This is a genomic window from Xanthobacter sp. ZOL 2024, assembly GCF_052932325.1.
The window spans coordinates 2,184,064-2,205,934 of the sequence record NZ_CM128808.1 but is presented as its reverse complement, the minus strand read 5'-3'; the positions used below and the strand labels follow the sequence as shown (position 1 = coordinate 2,205,934).

Below are 21,871 nucleotides of genomic sequence, written 5' to 3'. Positions count from 1 at the left end.
TCAGCCCTTCCAGTGCAGCGCGCAGATCAGCGTGAAGAGCCGGCGGGCGGTATCGAAATCCACGTCGATCTTGCCCTGAAGGCGCTCGCGCAGCAGTTCGGACCCGTCGTTGTGCGCCCCCCGGCGGCCCATGTCGATGGCCTCGATCTGGGTCGGCGAGGCGGTGCGGATGGCGGCGTAATAGCTCTCGCAGATCAGAAAATAGTCTTTCACCACCTTGCGGAAGGGGGTGAGGGAAAGGTGGTGCTGCACCACCTGCTCGTCATTCTCCCGCTTGATGTCCAGCACCAGGCGGTTGTCCATGAGCGAGATGTGGAGCTTGTAGGGCCCCTGCCCGGGATCGCCACAGGGATGGAACGCATTGTCCTCGATCAGATCCCAGATGGCGGTGGCGCGCTCGTGCTCCACATCGGCGCCGGCATGGCCGATGGAGCCTTCGTCCAGGGTCACGGCGCACAGCCGCGCGGGCGACGTCTCGCTCATGGGGTCACTGGCCTCCTCCGGCATTGGTGCGGATCGACACCGAGCGCCCGTGCGCCTGCAGGCGCTCCACCTCGGCCAGGCGCACCGCCGCCGGGCCCAGCGCACCCAGCGCCTCGGCATTCAGCTTCAGGATGGAGGTGCGCTTCATGAAATCGAGCACGCCAAGGCCCGAGGAGAAGCGGGCCGAGCGGGCGGTGGGCAAAACGTGGTTGGTGCCGCCCACATAGTCGCCGATGGCCTCGGGCGTATAGGCGCCGACGAAGATCGCCCCCGCATGGCGGATGCGCTCGGCCAAGGTGTCGGGGGCCTCGGTCTGGATCTCCAGATGCTCAGGCGCGACCCGATCCACCAGCGCCGGCGCCTCGTCGAGGCTCTTCACCTTGATGAGGGCGCCATGGTCGCGCCAGGAGGCACGGGCGATCTCGGCCCGCGGCAGGGTGGCGAGCATGCCGTCCACCGCCGCGTCCACCCGCGCCAGGAGATCGGCGCTGTCGGTGACGAGGATGGACTGGGCCGCGGTGTCGTGCTCCGCCTGGGCCAGAAGATCAGCAGCGATCCAGTCGGCATTGGCATTGCCGTCGGCGAGGATCAGCACCTCGGACGGGCCGGCCACCATGTCGATGCCCACCTTGCCGAACACCTGCCGCTTGGCCTGGGCCACATAAGCGTTGCCGGGGCCGACGATCTTGTCCACCGGCCGGATGGTTTCCGTGCCGAAGGCCAGCGCCGCCACCGCCTGGGCGCCGCCCACCCGATAGACCTCATGCACCCCGGCGAGCCGGGCCGCCGCCAGCACCAGCGGAGCGATCTGCCCGTCGGGCGCCGGCACCACCATGACGATGCGGGGCACGCCGGCCACCTGCGCCGGCACCGCGTTCATCAGCACCGAGGAAGGATAGGCGGCGGTGCCGCCGGGCACATAGAGCCCCACCGCATCGACGCTGGTCCAGCGCTGGCCGAGGGTGACGCCGGCCGCATCCGTATAGGTCTCGTCGTGGGGCCGCTGGCGGGCGTGATGGCTCTCGATGCGCCCCTTGGCGAATTCGAGCGCCGCGCGGGTCTCGGCGGGAATGGAGGCGAGGGCGGCATCAAGCTCGGCATCGGTCACGCGCAGGCCGAGGGCGGCGAGGTCCACCCGGTCGAACTTGCGCGACAGGTCGATCAGCGCCGCGTCGCCGCGGGCGCGCACCTCGGCGATGATGGCGGACACCTGGTCCTGCACATCCACCGAGGCCTCGCGCTTGGAGCCGAGGAAATCAGCGAACCGCTGGGGGAAATCGGAAGTTTCTGTATCGAGACGGATGGGCATGGGCGTCTTGCTAGATCAGGTCGGCGGCGGAGGGAAGCCCCGGCGCACCGGATGCGCCGCCGTGACGCCTTCGGAAACGCCCTTTTCTTGCGGTCAGGCCGGATGCATACCGGCGCCACCCGGCGCCTCCTGCGGGCGTCCGTCATGCTTGGGCGCGTGGGCGCAGCCCCAGGCAGGCCCGAGATCCTTCAGGCCGGCCTCAATGCATTCCACCTCCAGCCGCACCTCGGCGCCGCCGGAAAAGGTCAGCAGCACATAGCCGGACGGCGCATCGGTGGGCAGGAAGGTGACGGCCAGAAGATTGAGCACGCCATCCCGCGCGGCCGCAGCCATGCCCCGGCACTGGGCGGCACGCACGCGCTCGAAATGCAGCCCCGTGCGACGGCGCACGCTCTCCCCCGCGACCACCTGCTGATCCCAGTCGAACCGGTTCAACAGCAGGGCGAAGCGCTGCGCGGTGGGCAGAAAGCCCATGTCGACGATCTTCACCACCGCATCCTGCAGATGGGCGGACACGACGGCGAGGTCCTCCTCGTCCAGGGCCAGGAGTTTCAGATCGGTCATGGCTCTCGCCTTCTCGCTGCCTTCTTGCTCGTGCGCCGTCTTGCGGCCCTTTCGAGATAGACAGCGCCGACCCCGGTTTCAATGCGTCAGCGACACATGCCTCCAATGCCGCCACGGGGGAGCGTGAGCTTCAGCGCAGTGCGAACCGGGCATCGGGCGCCCGTTCCGTCATAACGCCACCAGGCCGCCGAGACCGAGCGCCTCCTCGGGCGGCAGCGGCCGCGCGAACAGATAGCCCTGCCCCAGGTGGCAGCCCTGGGAGCGCAGCCAATCGGCCTCCTGCGGCGTCTCCACCCCCTCCGCCACCGTGGTCATGCCCAGTGCCGAGCCCAGATGCAGCATGGAGGTGATGATCTTGCGGCATTGCGGATCACCGACGATGCGCTGGGTGAAGGAGCGATCCACCTTGATCTTGTCGATGGGCAGTTCCCGCAGGTGGCGCAGCCCGGAATAGCCGGTGCCGAAATCATCCAGCGACATGCGGACGCCGGCCTCGCGCAAGGCGGACATGGTGCGCCGCGCCGTGTCGAAATCCAGCAGCAGCGCGGTCTCGGTGATCTCGATCTCGATCCTTTGAGGCGGCACACCCATGTCGGCCAGGAGGGCGAGGATGTGGTCCGCCAACCGGCTGTCCAGCAGTTGGGGAGGCGACAGGTTGATGGCGACGGTGAGGTCCGGCGCCCAATCCTTCGTATCCTGGCACACCCGCTGCAGCATGGCGGTGAACAGGCGCTCGCTCAGCCCCGCATCCTCGACGATGGGGATGAATTCCGGCGCGCCCAGAAGGCCACGGGTGGGATGCTGCCAGCGGGCCAGCGCCTCGAAGCCGCGCGGACGCATGGTCGCGAGATCCACCAGGGGCTAGTAATGGGCAACGATCTCGCCCCGCTCCAGGCCATCGCGCAGGTCGCTTTCCGCAGCCAGGCGCTGGCGCCGGCACGCCTCCAGACCCGCGTCATAGAGCGCATAGCGGTTCTTGCCGCTGCTCTTGGCCTGCATCATGGCGTTTTCCGCGCGTTGCAGCAGCACGGTGTCCTGGTCCCCGTCACGCGGAAACTTGGCGATGCCGATGCTGCCGGTCAGGTCCACCTCCCGGTCGTCACACACGAAAGGCTCGCGCAGAACGGCAAGGATCCGGGTGGCCAGACGGAACAGGTCGTCGGTCTGCTCGGTCACCATGGGAAACAGCACCACGAATTCGTCGCTGCCGAGCCGCGCCACCAGATCGCCCTTGCGCAGGACTCCGCGCAGGCGCTCCGCCACCTCACGCAGCACCCCGTCGCCCACCGTATGCCCCCAGGCATCGTTGACCGCGAAGAAGCCGTCGATGTCGATCACCAGCACCGCCAGCCGCGTGCGCGTGGCCTTGGCCCGCTCCAGGCCCCGAGCGAACTCTTCCTGGAACATCATGCGGTTGGGAATACCCGTCAGGCCGTCGTAGCGGGAGGCGTTCTCTGCCTGCTGCTCGGCCTGCTTGCGCTCCACCAGAGCCGCCCGCAAGTGGCGCTCGTGCACCACAAGGGTGGCGATCAACGCAAACGTAGCGATGACGAAGAACGAGAACAGCTCATCCAGCTGCCAGGCCTCGTATTGCCGTGACAGCGCATAGATCCTCTCGAAAGCGTCGCTGCCGTAGAGCAGCGCGAACGCGCATGCCGAAACGACGGCGATGAGAAGATAGATCTTCCAGTAGACCCGCCTGGACTTCGGAAAAAAATCCGCGCGCACCATTTTGGACCGCCCTCCGGCCCCGCTGTTTCCGACCCCACCCCGACGTGCCGTCGAGGCAATTTTGGATGCAACGTCCAGATGCAGTCAAGCAAACCGCGCAACCGCATACCTTCAGCGCCATCTCGCCGCATGTCCACACAGCAGCTGGAAGCTGTCAATGCGGACAAAGACGGACGTCATCTGGCCACACGAACCTGTCCCGAAGCTGACCGGCAGCAGCCGGCCGCACCGTGGCGAAGACCTCGAGGATCCGAGCTCATGGGTGCATGACCCGCTCGGCGCATGACCCGCTGGGCGCATGACCCGCCGCGCGCCGGACCAAAGCCCGCCGTCACGTACAGTGTCACATTCCGTCGCTTGAGCAACGCGGCGCCGCGCCCCAGGGTTCCATCGGGGCAGCCGAAAGGCGGGATCAGCCGGAAATGCGCTCGATCTCGGCGCCGCAGCGGGACAGCTTCTCTTCCAGCCGCTCGAAGCCCCGGTCCAGGTGATAGACCCGCTGCACCAGGGTCTCGCCCTCCGCCGCAAGGCCGGCGATGACCAGCGAGACGGAGGCCCTGAGATCCGTGGCCATCACCGGCGCGCCGGTGAGGCGCTCGGCGCCCTCGATGGTGGCGGTATCGCCATCCAGCTGGATCTTCGCCCCGAGCCGCGCCAACTCCTGCACGTGCATGAAGCGGTTCTCGAAGATGGTCTCGGTGATGCGCGAACGCCCCTTGGCCTTGGTCATCAGCGCCATGAGCTGGGCCTGCAGGTCGGTGGGGAAGCCCGGATGGGGCGCCGTACTCACCTCCACCGGCAGGATGCCGGCGCCATTGCGGCGCACCCGGATGCCCTCATTGGTCGCGTCCACTTCCACCCCGGCCTGGCGCAGGATGTCGATGGTGCTCTCCAGAAGGTCCGGCCGGGCGCCGGCCAGCAGCACGTCGCCACCGGTCATGGCGGTGGCCATGGCATAGGTGCCGGTCTCGATGCGATCCGGCAGCACCGCGTGGCGGGCACCGCGCAGCCGCGGCACGCCCTGAATATGGATGGTGGAGCTGCCCGCCCCGCTGATCTGCGCGCCCATCTTCATGAGGCACTCGGCGAGGTCCGTCACCTCCGGCTCGCGGGCGGCGTTCTCGATCACGGTTTCGCCGTCGGCCAGGGTCGCCGCCATCAGCGCCGTGTGGGTGGCGCCCACCGAGACCTTCGGGAAGACGATGCGGGCGCCCTTCAGCCCCTTGGGCGCGCGGGCCCGCACATAGCCGGCGTCGATCTCCAGATCGGCGCCCAGCGCCCGCAGGGCATCCAGGTGGAAATCCACCGGCCGGGTGCCGATGGCGCAGCCGCCGGGCAGCGACACCCGGGCTTCGCCCATGCGCGCCAGCAGCGGACCGACCACCCAGAACGACGCCCGCATGCGCGAAACGAGGTCATAGGGCGCGGTGGTATCGACGATCACCCGGGCGTCGATCTCCAGGGTCTGGCCGGCATTGGGATCATCCCCGTTGCGCTTGCCATTGGTGGTGATGTCCACCCCGTGGTTGCCGAGGATGCGCTGCAGCAGCGCCACGTCCGCCAACCGGGGCACATTGTCCAGAATCAGCTTGTCCTCGGTGAGGAGGCTCGCGATCATCAACGGGAGGGCTGCGTTCTTGGCACCGGAGATGGGAATGGTGCCCTTGAGTTCGTTCCCGCCGACGATCCGAATCTTATCCATGCTGGTCCTGTCCCAGAGGCCCGTTGCCAAAGCCGGCACCGTGCGCGCAGCCGAGGTCGCACCGGACCCACTCCCGGACCGCCCGACCGAAGACGCTAGCTCTAGCCCGCCTCGTCCTTCGACACAATCGTGACATTTCCCGAGGGCGCGGCACCACTACCTTCGCGTGCGTCGACGCTGCCGGCATCGGCGGCATCCGCCGCCGGCACATCCTTGCGGGCGCGCGCCTGTGCCTTGCGGCGGGCCAGATTGGCACGCAGGGCCGCGGCGAGGCGTTCGGACTTGGCCGGATCGGACGACATGCCGGCGGAGTAATCCCGCGCGCCCGGCGGCGCAAGGGGCGCGACAGTCCCCCGACGGTCCCTGCGTCATGATCGGCACGCGCAATGCGGTTTCATTTGCCGCCCGCTGTGCCATATTCGGCCACCAATGGAACCTGCGGGGGCGCGGTCCATCGTGCGCCCGTTTCCGGTGTTCCGGAGCCGCCCGAACAGGAGCACGTTGGAGCAGCCATGGCGCGCGTCGTCGATCCATTCCTGAAAGTGTCGTCGCCGCGCATCTTCCTGGTGCGCATCCTCGTCTTCCTGGCCCTATGCGCCGCCCTCGCTGCCGTGCTGTACCGGCAGATCTGGGCTGCCTTCCTCAACAATCCCGGGCTCAACGGCGTCATCTTCGGCGTGCTGGCGGTGGGCATCATCCTGGCCATCCGCCAGGTGGCGCGGCTGTTCCCCGAGGTGGAATGGGTGAACTCCTTCCGCCTCGCCGACCCCGGCCTGGCGGTCTCCCAGTCCCCCACCCTACTCGCCCCCATGGCGGCGCTGCTGGGGGATCGGGTGGGCCGCATGGCCATTTCCCAGACCACCATGCGCTCCATTCTCGATTCCATCGGCACCCGACTGGACGAAAGCCGGGACATGGCGCGCTACCTCACCGGCCTCCTGGTGTTCCTTGGCCTGCTCGGCACCTTCTGGGGCCTTCTGGAAACCGTCTCCTCCATCGGCTCGGTGATCGGCACGCTGCAGGTGGGATCCGATTCCGGCTCCGTGTTCGAGGATCTCAAGACCGGACTTGCCGCGCCGCTGGGCGGCATGGGCATCGCCTTTTCCTCGTCGCTGTTCGGCCTCGCCGGGTCGCTGGTGCTGGGCTTTCTGGACCTGCAGGCGGCCCAGGCACAGAACCGCTTCTATACCGATCTCGAAGACTGGCTCTCCACCACCGTGCGCGATCTCGACCGCCCGCGTGAGGAGGCGGAAGCCGCCTCGGCCCACGGGGTGACGACCACGGCGCCCCTCGCCCTGCCGGCGCCGAAGCTCGATCTCGAGCCGCTGGTGGGCGCCATGGGCCGGCTGGAGAAGACCATGACGGAGGCGAGCTCCCAGCGCGTCACCACCGCCATGTCGCATCTTGCCGAAAGCCTGCAGGGCCTCGTCACCCACATGCGTTCCGAGCAGGCGCTGCTGAAGCAGATGGTGGAGGCCCAGGGCCGCCAGCACGAGCAGCTGCGCGCACTGGTGCAGCGGCTGGAACAGCTCACCGACGACGCCGGGCGGGGGTGAGCCATGGCCCTCGGCAAGCGCGGCCGCGACCGCCATGTGGACTATTGGCCGGGCTTCGTCGACGCGCTGTCGACCCTGCTCCTGGTCTTCATCTTCCTGTTGTCGGTGTTCATGCTGACGCAGTTCTTCCTGACCCAGGAGATTACCGGCAAGGATAACGTGCTGCAGCGGCTGCAGGCGCAGATCCGCCAGCTGACCGAGCTGCTCTCCCTGGAGCGGGCCTCCGGCCAGACCACCGAGGGCGAGCTCGCCGCCATGAAGGCCAGTCTCGCCGCCACCGAGGCGGAGCGTGACCAGCTGCGCAGCCAGCTCGCCGCCGTGCCCGCCGCCCCGGACGACAGCCGCGCCCAGTCCCTGGCCCGCGACCTCGACGCCCAGAAGGACGTGGCCGCCCGCGCTTTGTCGCAGATCGAGCTGCTCAACCAGCAGCTGGCCGCCCTGCGCCGGCAGATGGCGGCGCTGGAGGAGGCCCTTGCGGCTTCCGAGAAGAAGGATGCGGAGAGCCAGTCCAAGATCGCCGATCTTGGACGACGACTGAACGTGGCCCTGGCCCAGCGGGTGCAGGAGCTCACCCAATACCGCTCCGAATTCTTCGGCCGCCTGCGGCAGATCCTCGGCAACCGGCCGGACGTGCGGATGGTGGGCGACCGCTTCGTGTTCCAGTCGGAAGTGTTCTTCGATCCCGGCTCCGCCACTTTGCGGCCCGAGGCTCTGACGGAGCTGGACAAGCTTGCCGCCGCCATCGTCGATCTCGAGCGGGAGATCCCGCCGGACGTGAACTGGACCCTGCGCATCGACGGCCACACCGACAACCGGCCCATCGCCACCAGCCAGTTCCCTTCCAACTGGGAATTGTCGGCGGCCCGCGCCATCGCCGTGGTGCAATATCTCATCGCCAAGGGGGTGAGCCCCAAGCACCTGATCGCGGCCGGGTTCGGCGAATATCAACCCATCGACACCGCCGACACCGACGAGGCCCGCGCCCGCAACCGCCGCATCGAGCTGAAGCTCACCGAGCGCTGAGCGGCGGGGATGGCAGAGGGGCGAAAGCTCTCTCCCGCCTGCGGGGGCGGGTTGGGAGGGGGAACTCTCCGCCTTCGGCATCCAGCGCTCCACGTGGTCTCGTGCCCGGCGGCGGCTCTAACGGAAAGCGCCTGCCCCCTCCCCGGCCCTCCCCCGCAAGCGGGAGAGGGAGCCGCGTTGTAGAGCCCCGATGGGGGTTGGCGGGCCCCGCCGCGCATCGGGGTCGTCGGCGGGCTGCGGAGGGCGTAGCGTGAGAGAATGCGGGGGCGTGATTCCCTGTGTACTCTGCGGCGCCTCCACGCCACCACTCTCCCCGCGGGTGCACTCGACCGGCTACAGGCCCATCCCATGTCCGCCACCTCTCCCTCACCCGCCTACAGCCTGCGCCCCGCCACTGCGGGCGACCGGCCGGCCATGGCGGATCTGTGGGTGGCGAGCTGGGTGAAGACCCTGCCGGAGATCGATTTCGAGGCGCGCCGGCCCTGGCTCGACAGCCATCTCGACGAACTGGCCGCCGGCGGCGCGCTGATCCGCGTGGCGGCGGCGGAAGGTCAGCTGGCGGGCTTCGTGGTGATCCACCCGGGCACCGGCTATCTGGACCAGATCGCCGTCGGCCCCACCTTCTGGGGCCGGGGCGCGGCGGAAGCGCTGATGGCCGAGGCCAAAGCCATCTCCCCCTCCCTGGTCGCCCTCGACGTGAACCAGGAGAACCCGCGCGCGGTGCGCTTCTATGAGAAGATGGGTCTCGCCATCACCGGCGAGGGCGAGAACTCCCTGTCCGGCCGGCGCACCTTCCGCATGGAATGGCGGCCCTGAACGGCCCCCACCAACAGGGCACGGGCGCTCACGCCGCGCCCTGGAACTGCAGCGCGGCGAGACGGGCGTAGAGGCCGCCCTTGGCCACCAGCTCGGCGTGGCTGCCCTCGTCGACGATACGGCCGGCCTCCATCACCAGGATGCGGTCGGCGGAGAGCACGGTGGCGAGCCGGTGGGCGATGACCAGGGTGGTGCGCCCCTCCATGGAGCGCTCCAGCGCCGTCTGCACCAGGGTTTCGCTCTCGGCATCGAGGGCGCTGGTGGCTTCGTCCAAAAGCAGGATGGGCGCGGCCCGCAGGATGGCCCGGGCGATGACGATGCGCTGGCGCTGGCCGCCTGAAAGGGTCACGCCCCGCTCGCCCACCTGGGTCTCCCAGCCTTCCGGCAGCCGGGCCACGAACTCATCCACCAGCGCGGCGCGGCCGGCGGCCTCCACCTCGGCATCGGTGGCGTCCGGCCGACCGAGGCGGATGTTGCCGCGCACGGTATCGGCGAAGATGGCCACCTCCTGCGGCACCAGCGCCATCTGGCGGCGCACTGCCACCGGATCACAGGCGTGGATGTCGGTGCCATCGAACAGGATGCGCCCGGCCTGGGGATCGTAGAAGCGCTCCAGCAGCTGGAACACGGTGCTCTTGCCGGCGCCGGAGGGGCCCACCAGGGCCACCCGCTCGCCGGGCCGGATCTCGAACGAGATATTGTGCAAGGCGGCGCTGCCGGGGCGGCGCGGATAGGCGAAGCTCACCTCGTCGAAGCGGATGGCGCCGGCGATGCGGGCTGGCAGCACCGCCGGCCGGGCCGGCGCCTTCACCGCGGGCTCGGCCCGCAGCAGCTCGCCGATGCGCTCGGCGGCGCCCGCAGCGGCCGCCGCCTCGCCCCAGGTCTGGGAGAGATCCCCGAGCGAGGTGGCGGCCAGCACGGCATAGAGCACGAACTGGCTCAGGGCCCCGGGGCTCATGGTGCCGGTGAGCACCGATTGGGCGCCCACCCACAGCACCACCACGATGGAGGCGAACACCAGGAAGATGGCGACGCCGGTGAGCAGCGCCCGCGCCCGGCTCGCCTCCTGGGCGGCACCGAAGGCCCGTTCGACCGCGCCGGAGAAGCGCCCCAGCGCCGCATCCTCGGCGGTGGAGGCCTGGAGCGAGCGCATGGCGGTGAGCGCCTCGGCGGCATAAGCGGAGGCATCGGCCAAGGTGTCCTGCGCCAGCCGCGAGCGCGAGCGCACCTTGCGCCCCGCCGCCACCAGCGGCAGCACGATGATGGGAATGGCGATGAGCACCAGGCCCGACAGATGGGCCGAGGTGACCACCATCATGATGATGGAGCCGATGCACAGCACCAGATTGCGCAAGGCGGTGGAGGCCGAGGCGCCCACCGCCGCCTTGATCTGGGTGGTATCGGCGGTGAGGCGTGAGGTGAGCTCGCCGGAACGGGCGCCGTCATAGAAGGCGCCGTCCAGGGTCACCAAGCGCTTGAACACCGCCGTGCGCAGATCGGACACCACCCGCTCGCCCAAGGTTGTGACGAGGTAGTAGCGGGCGGCGGAGGCGGCAGCCAGCACCGCCACCACAGCCACCAGCAGCTCGAAATAGCGATTGATGAGGTCCGCATGCTCGGCCGCAAAGCCGAAATCGATCATGCGCCGCACCGCCAGCGGCAAAGCGAGGGTGGCCAGCGCTGCCACCAGGATGGCCGCCAGCGCCGCCAGCAGCCGGCCGCGATAGCGCACCAAATGCGGCCACAGCGCCTTTAAGGGTTTCAGGTTGCGCCGGCGCTTGCCCGGACGGCCCGCGGTTTCGGGCTCGGCATCGGTGGGCGGAAGTTCGGTTGCGAGGTCGGCTTGTGTCAACGGAGGCTCTCGGCTATAGACCCGCCACTTCCGGCAGGAAACGAATTTCAGCGCGTCGGGGTCTTATGGGATCGTCTCATGAGCCCGGCGAGGCGAAAGGATTGAAGCAATGAAAAGCGACATCCATCCCGACTACCATTTCATCAAGGTGGTCATGACGGACGGCTCCGAGTACACGACCCGGTCGACCTACGGCAAGGAGGGTGACACCCTTCAGCTCGACATCGATCCCCGCACCCATCCGGCGTGGACCGGCGGCACCCAGCAGCTCATGGACCGCGGCGGCCGCGTGTCCCGCTTCAAGAACAAGTTCGGCGCGCTGCTGAAGGGCTGAGGCCCAAGGCCGGACGGCGGCGGCCCTGCCTCTGGGAAAGCTGCGCGCCTCGGCCGCAGCTTCCCTCACGCGGATGTCACCGCAGAAGTTCCGTTCAGTCCAAAGTTCCGTTCAGTCCTCTGATGGAACCACATGAAGCCGCGGGCGCCCGGTGGGGCGCCGTCGCGGCTTTTCCTGTTGGGGGTGGCCATCCGGCTCATCTGCGGCTTCCGCCAGCCCATCGAGCAGCGCCAGCACCTGCGCCGCGAGGCCGTTGACCTGCAGCAGCACCACCTGCAAGGCAGGCGCGCGCGCCTTGAGCAGCGCCGGCGCCAGGGCGCGGGCCACCTGCCCCGGCAGATCGAGCCGCGCGGCCTCACCCACCGCATGGCTGGCGACGAGGTCGCCCTCGCCGGCGGCGCGCAGCAGCAGCAGGGCCGAGGACAGATCGAGGGACAAGGCCGACAGTGCGGCGAGCGCCGCGCCGTCCAGGCCTTCGGTGAGGGTGGGATCGGCCAGCCGCGCGCGCACCTGCGCCAGCAGCGCCATGCCGCCTTCGACGACCGGATCGAGACCGTCCATCGTCCCCTCCCGCTTGCGCGCCACGCCAGACCCTCCCCAGCCGAGCCGGCATGAAGACGGGGGGGCGCGCAAAGGTAAAGGGTGATCGCCGCCGCCGCTCTGGGGATAACGGGCACACGCCGGCCGCTGCAAAGAAGAGCCGCCTCGCGGCGGCTCGCAGTCTGACAGGGAGTTGCCAGGAGTCCGGGGGAGGAATCGAAACCCGTCGGACACGATCGAGTGTCTGCCTCGATCGTTAACGAAAGGTTAACAAACCCGCGCCCCTGCAATCAACGGTCGTGTTTTCTTGCTCCTCGCGGCACGCCGCCCGCCGGCGTCACAACTTGAAGGCCGCATCGGCCGCCGCCCGGGACGCCTGCTTGGAGACCAGGGCCGCCTCCAGCCGGAGCACCTCCGCCTTCAGGGCGGCGATCCGCGCCTCGATCTCGGCCACCGAGAGACGCGACACGTCGATCCCCACCAGCGGGTCCGGTCGCGGGGCGGGTTGCTCCTCCTCCATGACATCCTCCGTGCGTTTGCGAGGCGATGGTAGCCACCCGCAACCGGCCTGGGAATGGGCGGGCGCGCGCTTTGGATTTGGTCCACCACGATGGTGGAGCTATACAGCAGAGCCCGGCCGTACTGGAGCTTCGCCATGAAAGAGCCCGCGCAGACAGAGCCCGCTTTGCCCGCGACCATGACCGCCATCGCCATCACCGCGCCTGGCGGGCCGGAGGTGCTCCAGCCCGAGCAGCGCCCGGTGCCGCGGCCGGGGCCCGGCGAGGTGCTGGTGAAGGTGGAAGCGGCCGGCGTCAACCGGCCGGATGTGATGCAGCGCAAGGGGCTTTATCCGCCGCCGCCCGGCGCCTCCGACATTCCCGGCCTGGAGATGTCCGGCACGGTGGTGGCGCTGGGCGCCGACACCAGCCGCTTCAAGCTGGGCGACCGCATCTGCGCGCTGGTCTCCGGTGGCGGCTATGCGCAATACTGCCCGGCGCCGGAAGCCACCGCCCTGCCCGTGCCCGAAGGGCTCAGCGCCGCCGAGGCCGCCGCCTTGCCGGAAACGGTCTTCACCGTGTGGAGCAACGTGTTCGAGCGCGGCACCCTCAAGGCCGGCGAGTGGCTGCTGGTGCACGGCGGTGCCAGCGGCATCGGCACCACGGCCATCCAACTCGCCAAGGCGTTCGGTGCCCGCGTCATCGTCACCGTCGGTTCCGACGAGAAATGCGCCGCCTGCCTGGCCCTCGGCGCTGATGTGGCGATCAACTATACCACCACCGATTTCGTGCCGGAGGTGAAGAGCGCCACCGGCGGCAAGGGCGCCAATGTGATCCTCGACATCATCGGCGGCCCCTACATCCAGAAGAATTACGAGGCCGCGGCCGTGGACGGGCGCATCGTGCAGATCGCCTTCCAGAAGGGCTCCAAGGCGGAAGTGGACTTCATGCGGCTGATGCTGAAGCGCCTCACCCACACCGGCTCCACCCTGCGCGCCCGCCCGCTCGCCGAGAAGGCCGCCCTCGCCGCTGCCGTCACCGCCCAGGTGTGGCCGCTGGTGACCTCCGGGAAAATGCGGCCGGTGATGGATCAGGCCTTCCCCCTCGCCGAGGCCGCGGCCGCCCACGCCCGCATGGATGCCAGCGCCCACGTGGGCAAGATCGTGCTCACCCTTCGCTGAACCCCGGTGGATCTGTGTAGAAGTACCCATTCACCCAAGGGCAGAGGCGACTTTCCGTTTCCCCCGCGCAGACGAGGTGCTCTAACCTTCGACCAAAGTTCCGCACGATCCGGCACGGCGTCGGATCCCGATCCGCAAAACACTACCATGTTACAGCCGGAGCGCCTTGCTCCAGCCGTATGGCTTCGTTAGTGAACGAATCGTCGCCCGGCCGCCGCCGGGCCGGAGACATGCCGTTGCGTCCCTTTCTCGCCGCTTTTTGCACTGTCGCGGTCGCCTTGATCCTGGCGGCGCTGCTCCTGCCCGTGGAGCGCGCCCAGGCCCTGGAGCCCGTCGCCATCCGGCTCGACGCGAAAGTGACGGACCTCGCCCCGGCGGTGGAACGCGAGACCACCGAGAACGGCCGCTTCCAGCTCTCCACGGCGCCGGATTCCGAAGGCGTGGTGCGGCGGATCGAGGTGCAGACCACCGACGGGCGCCAGCACGCCGAATGGATCGCCTTCGCCCTCACCAACAATACCGACGAGCAGGTGGACCGCCTCATCGTCGCCCCCCATTACCGCATGGTGGGTTCGGGCCTGTTCTGGCCGGATCTCGGCAACCGCCGCATCGTCTCGCTCACCCCCAGCCAGGGCTTCAAGCCCGAGCGGCAGAACGCGCCTGACGCCGACGTCTTCCTGGTGACGCTCGATCCCGGTTCCACTGTCACCTTCATCGCCGAACTGGGCAGCTCCACGGTGCCGCAGCTCTATCTGTGGGAGCCCGATGCCTACAAGGACCGGGTGAACGCCTTCACCCTCTACCACGGCATCGTCATCGGCATCGCCGGCCTGTTGGCCCTGTTCCTCACCATCCTGTTCGTGGTGAAGGGTTCGGTGATGTTCCCGGCTGCGGCGGCGCTGGCGTGGGCGGTGCTGGGCTATATCGGCCTCGATTTCGCCTTCTGGTCCAAGGTGTTCGGGCTGTCCCCGGTGGCCGAGCAATTCTGGCGCGCCGCCGGTGAGGCGATCCTCACCGCCACCCTGCTGGTGTTCCTGTTCGCCTATCTCAATCTCAACCGCTGGCACGTGCGCTATGTGCATGTGGCGGCCGGCTGGCTCACCTTCCTCGCCGCGCTGGTGGTGGTAGCGCTCCTGGATGCGCCGGTGGCCGCCGGCGTGGCGCGCCTGTCGCTGCTGGCGGTGGCGGTGGCCGGCTTCGGCATCGTGCTGTGGCTGTCCCAGCATGGCTATGACCGGGCTGTGCTCATCATCCCCACCTGGGGCCTGCTGCTGGTGTGGGTGCTCATGGCCGGGCTCACCATCGCCGGTGTGATTTCCAACGAGCTCGCCGCCCCGGCCCTCTCCGGTGGCCTGGTGCTGATCGTGATGCTGATCGGCTTCACCGTGATGCAGCACGCCTTCGCCGGCATCGGCGGCATCCAGGGCTCCACCTCGGAACTGGAGCGCCGTGCCCTGGCGCTGGCCGGCTCGGGCCTCATCGTCTGGGATTGGGATGTGGACACCGACCGCATCTACACCTCGCCCGAGGCGGAAGAAGCCCTGGGCCTGAAGCGTCATTCCCTGGAGACCGAGGCCGCCGGCTGGCTGGAGGTGCTGCACCCCGCCGACCGCGACCGCTTCCGCGCCACCCTCGACGGCATCATCGACCAGCGTCGCGGCCGCATCGACCAGGACTTCCGCCTCAAGGCCATCGACGGCCATTACCTCACCTTCAACCTGAAGGCCCGCCCGGTGGTGGGGGCCGATGGCGAGGTGGTGCGCTGCGTCGGCACCCTGTTCGACGTCACCGGCGAGCGCATCGCCGCCGAACGGCTGCTGCACGACGCGGTGCGCGACAATCTCACCGGCCTGCCCAACCGCGAACTGTTCCTCGACCGGCTGGACCAGGCCCTCACCCTCGCCCGCCTCGATTCCAAGGTGAAGCCGACGGTGATGGTGATCGACCTCGATCGCTTCAAGCAGATCAACATGCAGGTGGGCATGGCGGTGGCGGATTCCATCCTGCTCACCGTCTCGCGCCGGCTGATGCGGCTGCTGAAGCCGCAGGACACCCTGGCCCGCATCGCCGGCGACCAGTTCGGCCTCATCCTGATGTCGGAGCGCGACGCCGAGCGCATCACCACCTTCGCCGACACCCTGCGCCGCTCCCTGCGCGCGCCCATCTCGTTCGCCGAGAAGGAAGTGTTCGTCACCGCGTCCATCGGACTGGTGCTGTCGGGACCGGAGCTCGGCAAGCGCGATGACGTGCTGAAAGATGCGGAGCTCGCCATGTATTACGGCAAGCGCATCGGCGGCGACCGCATCGAGGTGTTCCGCCCGGCCATGCGCCAGCAGAAGATCGACCGCGTGGCGCTGGAGACCGAGCTGCGCGAGGCCCTCGACAAGGGCGAGATCTTCGTGCGCTATCAGCCGGTGGTGCGGCTGGGCGATCGTGCCATCGGCGGCTTCGAGGCCTATATGCGCTGGAACCATCCGCGCCTGGGCGAGCTGGCCGCCTCCGAATTCCTGACACTGGCGGAAGACAGCGGCCTCATCCTCGATCTCGGCCTGTTCGTGCTGGAGCGGGCGGCGAGCCAGCTCGCCCTCTGGCAGCGCATGCTGCGGGTGGACCCGCCGCTGTTCGTGCAGGTGAACGTGTCGTCGCGGCAGCTCTTGCGGCACGATCTCATCCAGGACCTCAAATCGGTGCTCACCCGCAATCAGCTGGCCCCGAGCTCGCTCAAGCTGGAGATCACCGAGACCCTGGTGATGGAGAATCCGGAATATGCCGCGGTGCTGCTGGGCCGCGTGCGCGAACTGGGGGCCGGTCTGATCCTGGACGATTTCGGCACCGGCTATTCCTCCCTCGCCTATCTGCAGCGTTTCCCCTTCGACACCATCAAGATCGACCAGCGGTTCGTGCGCGACACCGCCAAGGGGCCGGCCCGGGCGGCCCGCCCGGTGATCGTCAATTCCATGGTGGAGCTCGCCCACCAATTGGGCATGGACGTGATCGCCGAGGGCATCGAGCGCGAGAGCGAGATCGCCGAGATGGCGCATTTCGGCTGCGAATACGCTCAGGGCGTGGTGTTCGGCGAGCCGCTCACCGCCGATGAATGCCGGGTGCTGATCGAACCCGCCCCGGCCGAGCCCAAGAAGAAGAAGCGCGCCTCCGGCGAGTGAGGGTCGGCACGGCCCACCCGCCACGCGCTGCAATCACGGGTCCTCGACCTCAGGCGTGCCCGGCCTCGCTGGAGAGCATGGCGGGGTCGATGCCCAGCTTTTTCAGGGCGGCGTCATAGCGCCCCTCGATGGCCCGTCCGAAGATCAGGTCCTGATCCGCCGGGCAGTTCAGCCAGCCATTGGCCTGGATCTCGGCTTCCAGCTGCCCCGGCGCCCAACCGGCATAGCCCAGCGCCAGCACCGCGCTGCGTGGCCCGCTGCCGCCGGCGATGGCCTTGAGGATGTCCAGGGTGGCGGTGAGGCAGATGCCGTCATCAATGGGCAAAGTGGAATTCTCGACGAAATAATCCGCCGAATGCAGCACGAAGCCGCGGCCGGTCTCCACCGGCCCGCCCTTCAGCACCTTGACGGCACCGGCGCTCTTGGGCAGCAGGATGCGCTCGGCCGCCGGCACCACATCGAGCTGCACCAGAAGGTCGCCGAAATCGATGTGGCTGGCCAGCTGATTGACGATGATGCCCATGGCGCCTTCCGCCGAATGAGCACAGACATAGACGAGGCTGCGCGCGAACTGATCGTCCCGCAAGGTCGGCATGGCGATCAGCATTTGCCCGTCGAGGAAGCGCGAGCCGCCAGTCGGGGGGATGGGGGTATCGGTCGCGATCATGGGTCGAGGGTACCGCGCCTCGTGGCGTTTGGGAATGGAGCGGACGCCGGGCAGCGCCCTCACAGCCGCGCCGCGGCAGCCCTGGTCCCAATGGCTCACGCCCTTGTGCGCGCCCCGGCTTTGCACCGCAGCGGCAAAACCGGTACCGGCAGAGACATGATCGCTCCGCATTCCACTCGTGCCCGCCGGCGGCCGAAAGCGCCCTGGACCACCGCCCTGCTGGCGCTTTCCGCGCTGCTGATGGGCGCGGCGCTATCGGTGGCGCAGGCCGAGCCAAGCAGCGTGACCCTGCCGGGCGTCACCGTCCGCCTCTTCAATGGGGGGGGCACTGCCGACACCCGCGACGTGGGGCTGGAGCTACAGCTGCAAACCCATTGGAAGACCTATTGGCGCTACCCGGGCGACAGCGGCGTGCCGCCGATGCTGGCCTTCGAGCAATCGGAAAACGTGGCCGACGTGGCGGTGGGCTGGCCGGCACCGCGCCGCTTCGCCGATGGCGCCGGCGGCTTTTCCATCGGCTACAAGGGCACGGTGGTGCTGCCGCTGACGGTGACCCTCAAGGACCCCAGCCAGCCGGCAAAGCTGGTGTTGGGATTGGATTTCGCTGTCTGCGAGGCCCTGTGCATGCCGGCCACCGCCGATCTGACCCTCGACCTGGCCGCCGAGCCCGACCCGGGCGCCGCCGCGCGCATCGCCGCCGCCCGCGCCAGGATCCCCGAGCCGCAGGCGGTGGGTGTGGCGGGCACGCCGCAGATCGTCTCGGCGCGCCTGGACACGGGCGCGACGCCGCCGCAGCTGGTGGTGGATGCGCGCGACGTCACCCCCAAGGCCGACCTGTTCGCGGAGGGGCCGGACCATCATTGGGCGCTGCCGCTGCCACAGAAGGTCGCCCTCGCCGATGGGCTGGTGCGCTTCACCCTGCCGCTGGAAGGCGTGCCGCCGGACGCCGCGCTGCCGGGCGCGGTCCTCACCCTCACGCTGGTGGACATGCCGCGCTCGGTCACCGCGCCCTGGACGATTCCTGCGCCGTGAAGGGGCGCCAAAGGCGCTTTTCTCCTCCGTAAAACCACGTATTGTCCGCACGCGGTCGCTTGGGGCCGCTTTGCCGCGGAGAATGCCATGACCATTTCGGTCGGCGATAAGCTGCCTTCTGCCACCTTTCGTGTGATGACCACCGATGGGCCGGTGCAGAAGACCACCGACGAGATCTTCAAGGGCAAGCGCGTGGTGCTGTTCGCGGTGCCGGGCGCCTTCACCCCCACCTGCCACAAGAATCACCTGCCCGGCTACGTGGCCGAGGCGGAGGCCATCAAGGCCAAGGGCATCGACACCATCGCGGTGGTGGCGGTGAACGATCCGTTCGTGATGGGCGCCTGGGAAAACGCCTCCGGCGCGGCGGGCAAGATCGTGTTTCTGGCCGATGCCGACGCCAGCTTCGCCAAGGCCCTGGACCTCACCTTCGACGGATCGGGCGCCGGCCTCGGCGTGCGCTCCAAGCGCTATTCCATGATCGTCGAGGATGGCGTCGTGAAGACGCTGAACATCGAGGAGACCCCCGGCAAGGCGGACGTCTCCAGCGCCGCGGCGATGCTCGCCCAGCTCTGAGCCGCACCGAACCATGCGGGCCGCCAGACGGGCGGCCCGCTTTTTCAAGCGATGATGTCGGGGAACAGCTGATCCTCGATATGCGTGATGCGATCCTTGAGCTGCAGCTTGCGCTTCTTCAGCCGCTGCACCTGGAGCACATCGGACCCGGTCACGCCGGTCAGGGCCTCGATGGCCGCGTCAAGGTCGCGATGCTCCTGTCTCAAGCGCTCCAGAAGAAGCTTGAGGTCCCGTTCCTCGTCACTGGTCATGCACCCATCCGTCGCAACACGGCCCCCACGAACGCGACACGCCCCTGAAGGGTTGGAGCCGCAGCCTCATGGCCGCGGCCGCGCGCCTCGCCAAGCCTTCACCATTTCCGCCCCACTCCGGCGCTGACCGCGCCGCACCTCACGCAGCTGTGTCCTCCAGCCGTCGGCCGCGCCAGTCGCCCGGCCGCCGCGGGTCCACGCCGCGGCGCCCGGCGCCGCCCCCGTTCACACCACTAGAGTTCCCCGTGGGACCGCCTGCCGCAAGCCCCTTCCTTCATCGTCGACTATGGCACGGGCTTTTTGCGCTGCAAGATAAGTTGCCGCGCCGCTCGCAAGAAAGGTGGTCGACTCAGTGTCAACTCCGTGACACACTTCCTGGCGTGATGCAGACAGGGAGTGGCTCAGCATGTCCATCCAGTCGCACCTTTCGGAGTTGAAGCGTCGCCACGCGGCTCTCGATCAGGAGCTTGCCCGCGAACTCGCCTCCCCCGCCAAGGACTCTGTCCGAGTGGCGGAAATCAAGCGCAAGAAGCTTGTTCTCAAAGACCAAATGAGCCGCCTGGGCGGCGTAACCACCCTCCATTGATGCGCCCGCAGGGCCTGTGACCGACGTCGGGAATGTCCCGGCGGCGGAAGTAGGGATGCGGCTGAAGCCTGGCGCGTGACGCAGCTTCGGCGGCGGTTCGATTTGTCGTATTTACGACAATGCCGTTCCTGATCTGCGGCTTCGGAACGCACACCCTTTGCGTTCCGGCGCCGGTGGCTTTAATCGGGCGTCATGGCCCCTCCGCTGATCCTGCTGCAAGACATCCACCTGCGCTTCGGCGCCACCCCTCTTCTCGACGGGGCGGACCTGTCCGTCTCGGCGGGTGACCGCGTGTGCCTGGTCGGCCGCAATGGCTCGGGCAAGTCCACGCTGCTGAAGGTTGCGGCGGGTCTGATGGCGCCCGATGACGGGACACGCTTCTTTCAGCCCGGCGCCACCGTGCGCTATCTGCCGCAGGAGCCGGATTTTGCTGGCTTCGCGACCACCCTCGCCTATGTCGAGGCCGGCCTCGGGCCCGGTGACGACGCCTACCGCGCCCAATATCTCCTGGAGCAGCTCGGCCTGAGCGGCCAGGAAGATCCCGCCCACCTTTCGGGCGGTGAGGCGCGGCGGGCGGCGCTGGCGCGCGTCATCGCCCCCGAACCGGACGTGCTGCTGCTCGACGAGCCCACCAACCATCTCGATCTGCCAGCCATCGAATGGCTGGAAAGCGAGCTGAGGGGGCTCAAGTCCGCCATCGTGCTTATCAGCCATGACCGGCGCTTCCTGGAAAACCTCTCCCGCGCCACCATCTGGCTCGATCGCGGCCAGACCCGCCGGCTCGACCAGGGCTTCGCCGGCTTCGAGGCCTGGCGCGACAGCGTGCTGGAGCAGGAAGAGACCGAGCGCCACAAGCTCGACCGCAAGATCGTCGCCGAGCTGGACTGGCTGCGCTATGGCGTCACCGCCCGCCGCAAGCGCAACGTGCGCCGGCTTGGCCTCTTGCAATCCATGCGCAAGGACCGGCGCGAGGAGCGCAAGGCCCAGGGCAACGTCAAGATCACCGTCACCGAGGCGGAAACCTCCGGCAAGGTGGTGATCGAGGCCAAGGGCATCAGCAAGGCCTATGACGGCACGCCGGTGGTGACGGACTTTTCCACCCGCATCCTGCGCGGCGACCGCATCGGCATCGTCGGCCCCAATGGCGCCGGCAAGACCACCCTCATCAAGCTGCTCACCGGCGAGATCCGGCCGGATTCCGGCACCGTCAAGCTCGGCACCAACCTCGAGATCGCCTCGCTCGACCAGAAAAGGGCGGCGCTGGCCCCCACCACCACTTTGCGCGATGCCCTGACCGGAGGCGGCTCCGACACCGTGATGGTGGGCGGCACCCCCAAGCACGTCATGGGCTATCTCAAGGACTTCCTGTTCAGCCCGGAGCAGGCCAACACGCCCCTGTCCGTTCTCTCCGGCGGCGAGCGCGGCCGGCTCATGCTGGCCCGGGCGCTGGCCCTGCCCTCCAACGTGCTGGTGCTGGACGAGCCCACCAACGACCTCGACCTCGAAACCCTCGACCTGCTGCAGGAGATGGTGGCCGATTATCCCGGCACGGTGATCCTGGTCAGCCATGACCGCGACTTCCTGGACCGCACCGTCACCAGCGTGATCATGGCCGAGGGCGCCGGGGTGTTCCGCGAGTATGCCGGCGGCTATTCCGACATGCTGGCCCAGCGCGGCCGTGGCGTGGAGGCGAAGGCCAAGGCATCGGCCCCTGTGGGCAAGGCCGACAGCTCTGCGAAAGGCGAGGCGGCCGCCAAGCCGCAGGCCAAGAAGCGCCTATCCTTCCATGAGCAGCACGCCCTCAAGACGCTGCCGGAGACCATGGAGAAGCTGAAGAAGGAGCTGGAGAAGCTGGCCGCGGCGCTGACCGATCCACAGCTCTATGCCCGCGATCCGGCCAAGTTCGAGGCCACCTCCGCCGCCCTCGCCAAGACCCAGGGCCAGCTCGATGCGGCCGAGGAGGAATGGCTGCGGCTGGAGATCCTGCGCGAGGAACTGGAAGGCTGAGGC

The 21,871-nt window shown here is 68.6% G+C and carries 22 protein-coding genes; 10 read left to right on the top strand and 12 right to left on the bottom strand.

Going from position 1 to position 21,871, the window contains the following annotated elements; translation table 11 throughout:
• The 7 genes from ACU4E7_RS10160 to ACU4E7_RS10130 all read right to left on the bottom strand — a co-directional run bounded on the left by ACU4E7_RS10160 (window position 1) and on the right by ACU4E7_RS10130 (window position 6,091).
• Window positions 1-483: a UPF0262 family protein gene (locus ACU4E7_RS10160; protein WP_238119416.1), complete on the bottom strand. Its 483-nt coding sequence runs from the start codon at window positions 481-483 to the stop codon at window positions 1-3.
• 4 nt (window positions 484-487) lie between these two features.
• The gene (hisD, locus tag ACU4E7_RS10155) at window positions 488-1,792 is read right to left on the bottom strand and encodes a histidinol dehydrogenase (RefSeq protein ID WP_447021437.1); all 1,305 of its coding nucleotides are present in this window, start codon (window positions 1,790-1,792) and stop codon (window positions 488-490) included.
• Window positions 1,793-1,885: 93 nt separating this feature from the next.
• The gene (locus ACU4E7_RS10150) at window positions 1,886-2,356 is read right to left on the bottom strand and encodes a DUF2948 family protein (protein ID WP_447021436.1); all 471 of its coding nucleotides are present in this window, start codon (window positions 2,354-2,356) and stop codon (window positions 1,886-1,888) included.
• A gap of 168 nt (window positions 2,357-2,524) precedes the next feature.
• Complete coding sequence (locus tag ACU4E7_RS10145; RefSeq protein WP_447021435.1) at window positions 2,525-3,211, bottom strand: EAL domain-containing protein; 687 nt, start codon at window positions 3,209-3,211, stop codon at window positions 2,525-2,527.
• Window positions 3,212-3,217: 6 nt separating this feature from the next.
• The gene (locus ACU4E7_RS10140) at window positions 3,218-4,087 is read right to left on the bottom strand and encodes a diguanylate cyclase domain-containing protein (RefSeq protein ID WP_447021434.1); all 870 of its coding nucleotides are present in this window, start codon (window positions 4,085-4,087) and stop codon (window positions 3,218-3,220) included.
• 412 nt (window positions 4,088-4,499) lie between these two features.
• Window positions 4,500-5,789, bottom strand: coding sequence for a UDP-N-acetylglucosamine 1-carboxyvinyltransferase (gene murA / locus ACU4E7_RS10135; RefSeq protein WP_447021433.1), 1,290 nt, complete (start codon window positions 5,787-5,789; stop codon window positions 4,500-4,502).
• A gap of 101 nt (window positions 5,790-5,890) precedes the next feature.
• Window positions 5,891-6,091: a hypothetical protein gene (locus ACU4E7_RS10130; RefSeq protein WP_447021432.1), complete on the bottom strand. Its 201-nt coding sequence runs from the start codon at window positions 6,089-6,091 to the stop codon at window positions 5,891-5,893.
• A gap of 210 nt (window positions 6,092-6,301) precedes the next feature.
• Between ACU4E7_RS10130 and ACU4E7_RS10125 the strand changes: the two genes are divergently transcribed.
• The 3 genes from ACU4E7_RS10125 to ACU4E7_RS10115 all read left to right on the top strand — a co-directional run bounded on the left by ACU4E7_RS10125 (window position 6,302) and on the right by ACU4E7_RS10115 (window position 9,184).
• A complete protein-coding gene (locus tag ACU4E7_RS10125; protein WP_447021431.1) occupies window positions 6,302-7,345 on the top strand; it encodes a flagellar motor protein MotA in 1,044 nt (347 codons plus the stop codon).
• 3 nt (window positions 7,346-7,348) lie between these two features.
• Window positions 7,349-8,368 (top strand): peptidoglycan -binding protein, encoded by a 1,020-nt coding sequence (locus ACU4E7_RS10120; protein WP_447021430.1) that lies wholly within the window; start codon window positions 7,349-7,351, stop codon window positions 8,366-8,368.
• 348 nt (window positions 8,369-8,716) lie between these two features.
• The gene (locus ACU4E7_RS10115; protein ID WP_447021429.1) at window positions 8,717-9,184 is read left to right on the top strand and encodes an N-acetyltransferase family protein; all 468 of its coding nucleotides are present in this window, start codon (window positions 8,717-8,719) and stop codon (window positions 9,182-9,184) included.
• Between the two features lie 28 nt (window positions 9,185-9,212).
• Here ACU4E7_RS10115 and ACU4E7_RS10110 read toward each other — a convergent pair whose 3' ends face one another.
• A complete protein-coding gene (locus tag ACU4E7_RS10110) occupies window positions 9,213-11,036 on the bottom strand; it encodes an ABC transporter transmembrane domain-containing protein (protein WP_447021428.1) in 1,824 nt (607 codons plus the stop codon).
• A gap of 109 nt (window positions 11,037-11,145) precedes the next feature.
• On the opposite strand from ACU4E7_RS10110, the gene rpmE reads away from it, so the two are divergent.
• On the top strand, window positions 11,146-11,370 hold the full coding sequence (gene rpmE, locus ACU4E7_RS10105) for a 50S ribosomal protein L31 (protein ID WP_238119393.1): 225 nt from the start codon (window positions 11,146-11,148) through the stop codon (window positions 11,368-11,370).
• Between the two features lie 111 nt (window positions 11,371-11,481).
• Here the strand turns inward: rpmE and ACU4E7_RS10100 are convergent, their stop codons facing one another.
• Window positions 11,482-11,931, bottom strand: coding sequence for a hypothetical protein (locus tag ACU4E7_RS10100; RefSeq protein ID WP_238119392.1), 450 nt, complete (start codon window positions 11,929-11,931; stop codon window positions 11,482-11,484).
• 316 nt (window positions 11,932-12,247) lie between these two features.
• Entirely contained in the window at window positions 12,248-12,430 is a 183-nt protein-coding gene (locus ACU4E7_RS10095; protein ID WP_238119390.1) for a DUF1192 domain-containing protein, read from the bottom strand.
• Between the two features lie 135 nt (window positions 12,431-12,565).
• Here ACU4E7_RS10095 and ACU4E7_RS10090 point away from each other — a divergent pair, with 135 nt between their 5' ends.
• Complete coding sequence (locus ACU4E7_RS10090) at window positions 12,566-13,588, top strand: NAD(P)H-quinone oxidoreductase (RefSeq protein ID WP_447021427.1); 1,023 nt, start codon at window positions 12,566-12,568, stop codon at window positions 13,586-13,588.
• 230 nt (window positions 13,589-13,818) lie between these two features.
• Window positions 13,819-16,752 (top strand): EAL domain-containing protein, encoded by a 2,934-nt coding sequence (locus ACU4E7_RS10085; RefSeq protein ID WP_238119386.1) that lies wholly within the window; start codon window positions 13,819-13,821, stop codon window positions 16,750-16,752.
• 49 nt (window positions 16,753-16,801) lie between these two features.
• On the opposite strand, the gene ACU4E7_RS10080 is transcribed toward ACU4E7_RS10085, so the two are convergent.
• The gene (locus ACU4E7_RS10080; protein ID WP_447021426.1) at window positions 16,802-17,419 is read right to left on the bottom strand and encodes a YqgE/AlgH family protein; all 618 of its coding nucleotides are present in this window, start codon (window positions 17,417-17,419) and stop codon (window positions 16,802-16,804) included.
• Between the two features lie 156 nt (window positions 17,420-17,575).
• On the opposite strand from ACU4E7_RS10080, the gene ACU4E7_RS10075 reads away from it, so the two are divergent.
• Both ACU4E7_RS10075 and ACU4E7_RS10070 read left to right on the top strand, forming a co-directional pair.
• Window positions 17,576-18,451 (top strand): protein-disulfide reductase DsbD domain-containing protein, encoded by an 876-nt coding sequence (locus ACU4E7_RS10075; RefSeq protein WP_238119382.1) that lies wholly within the window; start codon window positions 17,576-17,578, stop codon window positions 18,449-18,451.
• An 87-nt stretch (window positions 18,452-18,538) separates the two neighbouring features.
• Window positions 18,539-19,024, top strand: coding sequence for a peroxiredoxin (locus ACU4E7_RS10070; protein WP_238119380.1), 486 nt, complete (start codon window positions 18,539-18,541; stop codon window positions 19,022-19,024).
• Window positions 19,025-19,068: 44 nt separating this feature from the next.
• Here the strand turns inward: ACU4E7_RS10070 and ACU4E7_RS10065 are convergent, their stop codons facing one another.
• Window positions 19,069-19,275 carry a YdcH family protein gene (locus tag ACU4E7_RS10065; protein WP_238119379.1) on the bottom strand — a complete coding sequence of 69 codons (207 nt, stop codon included), beginning with the start codon at window positions 19,273-19,275 and terminating at the stop codon, window positions 19,069-19,071.
• A 406-nt stretch (window positions 19,276-19,681) separates the two neighbouring features.
• Here ACU4E7_RS10065 and ACU4E7_RS10060 point away from each other — a divergent pair, with 406 nt between their 5' ends.
• Together ACU4E7_RS10060 and ACU4E7_RS10055 are read left to right on the top strand one after the other, a co-directional pair.
• Window positions 19,682-19,861, top strand: a complete 180-nt coding sequence (locus ACU4E7_RS10060) for a YdcH family protein (protein WP_447021425.1) — start codon at window positions 19,682-19,684, stop codon at window positions 19,859-19,861.
• A 192-nt stretch (window positions 19,862-20,053) separates the two neighbouring features.
• On the top strand, window positions 20,054-21,868 hold the full coding sequence (locus ACU4E7_RS10055) for an ABC-F family ATP-binding cassette domain-containing protein (RefSeq protein WP_447021424.1): 1,815 nt from the start codon (window positions 20,054-20,056) through the stop codon (window positions 21,866-21,868).
• Window positions 21,869-21,871 lie beyond the last annotated feature (3 nt).

Bases quoted from the DNA above. Each gene is read 5' to 3' on its own strand.
- ACU4E7_RS10090 (WP_447021427.1), top strand. From the start codon at position 12,566: ATGAAAGAGCCCGCGCAGACAGAGCCCGCTTTGCCCGCGACCATGACC.
- ACU4E7_RS10070 (WP_238119380.1), top strand. From the start codon at position 18,539: ATGACCATTTCGGTCGGCGATAAGCTGCCTTCTGCCACCTTTCGTGTG.
- ACU4E7_RS10065 (WP_238119379.1), bottom strand. From the start codon at position 19,275: ATGACCAGTGACGAGGAACGGGACCTCAAGCTTCTTCTGGAGCGCTTG.
- ACU4E7_RS10160 (WP_238119416.1), bottom strand. From the start codon at position 483: ATGAGCGAGACGTCGCCCGCGCGGCTGTGCGCCGTGACCCTGGACGAA.
- ACU4E7_RS10115 (WP_447021429.1), top strand. From the start codon at position 8,717: ATGTCCGCCACCTCTCCCTCACCCGCCTACAGCCTGCGCCCCGCCACT.
- ACU4E7_RS10120 (WP_447021430.1), top strand. From the start codon at position 7,349: ATGGCCCTCGGCAAGCGCGGCCGCGACCGCCATGTGGACTATTGGCCG.
- ACU4E7_RS10095 (WP_238119390.1), bottom strand. From the start codon at position 12,430: ATGGAGGAGGAGCAACCCGCCCCGCGACCGGACCCGCTGGTGGGGATC.
- ACU4E7_RS10140 (WP_447021434.1), bottom strand. From the start codon at position 4,087: ATGGTGCGCGCGGATTTTTTTCCGAAGTCCAGGCGGGTCTACTGGAAG.
- ACU4E7_RS10060 (WP_447021425.1), top strand. From the start codon at position 19,682: ATGTCCATCCAGTCGCACCTTTCGGAGTTGAAGCGTCGCCACGCGGCT.
- ACU4E7_RS10080 (WP_447021426.1), bottom strand. From the start codon at position 17,419: ATGATCGCGACCGATACCCCCATCCCCCCGACTGGCGGCTCGCGCTTC.
- ACU4E7_RS10075 (WP_238119382.1), top strand. From the start codon at position 17,576: ATGATCGCTCCGCATTCCACTCGTGCCCGCCGGCGGCCGAAAGCGCCC.
- ACU4E7_RS10125 (WP_447021431.1), top strand. From the start codon at position 6,302: ATGGCGCGCGTCGTCGATCCATTCCTGAAAGTGTCGTCGCCGCGCATC.
- ACU4E7_RS10130 (WP_447021432.1), bottom strand. From the start codon at position 6,091: ATGTCGTCCGATCCGGCCAAGTCCGAACGCCTCGCCGCGGCCCTGCGT.
- ACU4E7_RS10100 (WP_238119392.1), bottom strand. From the start codon at position 11,931: ATGGACGGTCTCGATCCGGTCGTCGAAGGCGGCATGGCGCTGCTGGCG.
- ACU4E7_RS10055 (WP_447021424.1), top strand. From the start codon at position 20,054: ATGGCCCCTCCGCTGATCCTGCTGCAAGACATCCACCTGCGCTTCGGC.
- hisD (WP_447021437.1), bottom strand. From the start codon at position 1,792: ATGCCCATCCGTCTCGATACAGAAACTTCCGATTTCCCCCAGCGGTTC.
- murA (WP_447021433.1), bottom strand. From the start codon at position 5,789: ATGGATAAGATTCGGATCGTCGGCGGGAACGAACTCAAGGGCACCATT.
- ACU4E7_RS10150 (WP_447021436.1), bottom strand. From the start codon at position 2,356: ATGACCGATCTGAAACTCCTGGCCCTGGACGAGGAGGACCTCGCCGTC.
- rpmE (WP_238119393.1), top strand. From the start codon at position 11,146: ATGAAAAGCGACATCCATCCCGACTACCATTTCATCAAGGTGGTCATG.
- ACU4E7_RS10085 (WP_238119386.1), top strand. From the start codon at position 13,819: ATGCCGTTGCGTCCCTTTCTCGCCGCTTTTTGCACTGTCGCGGTCGCC.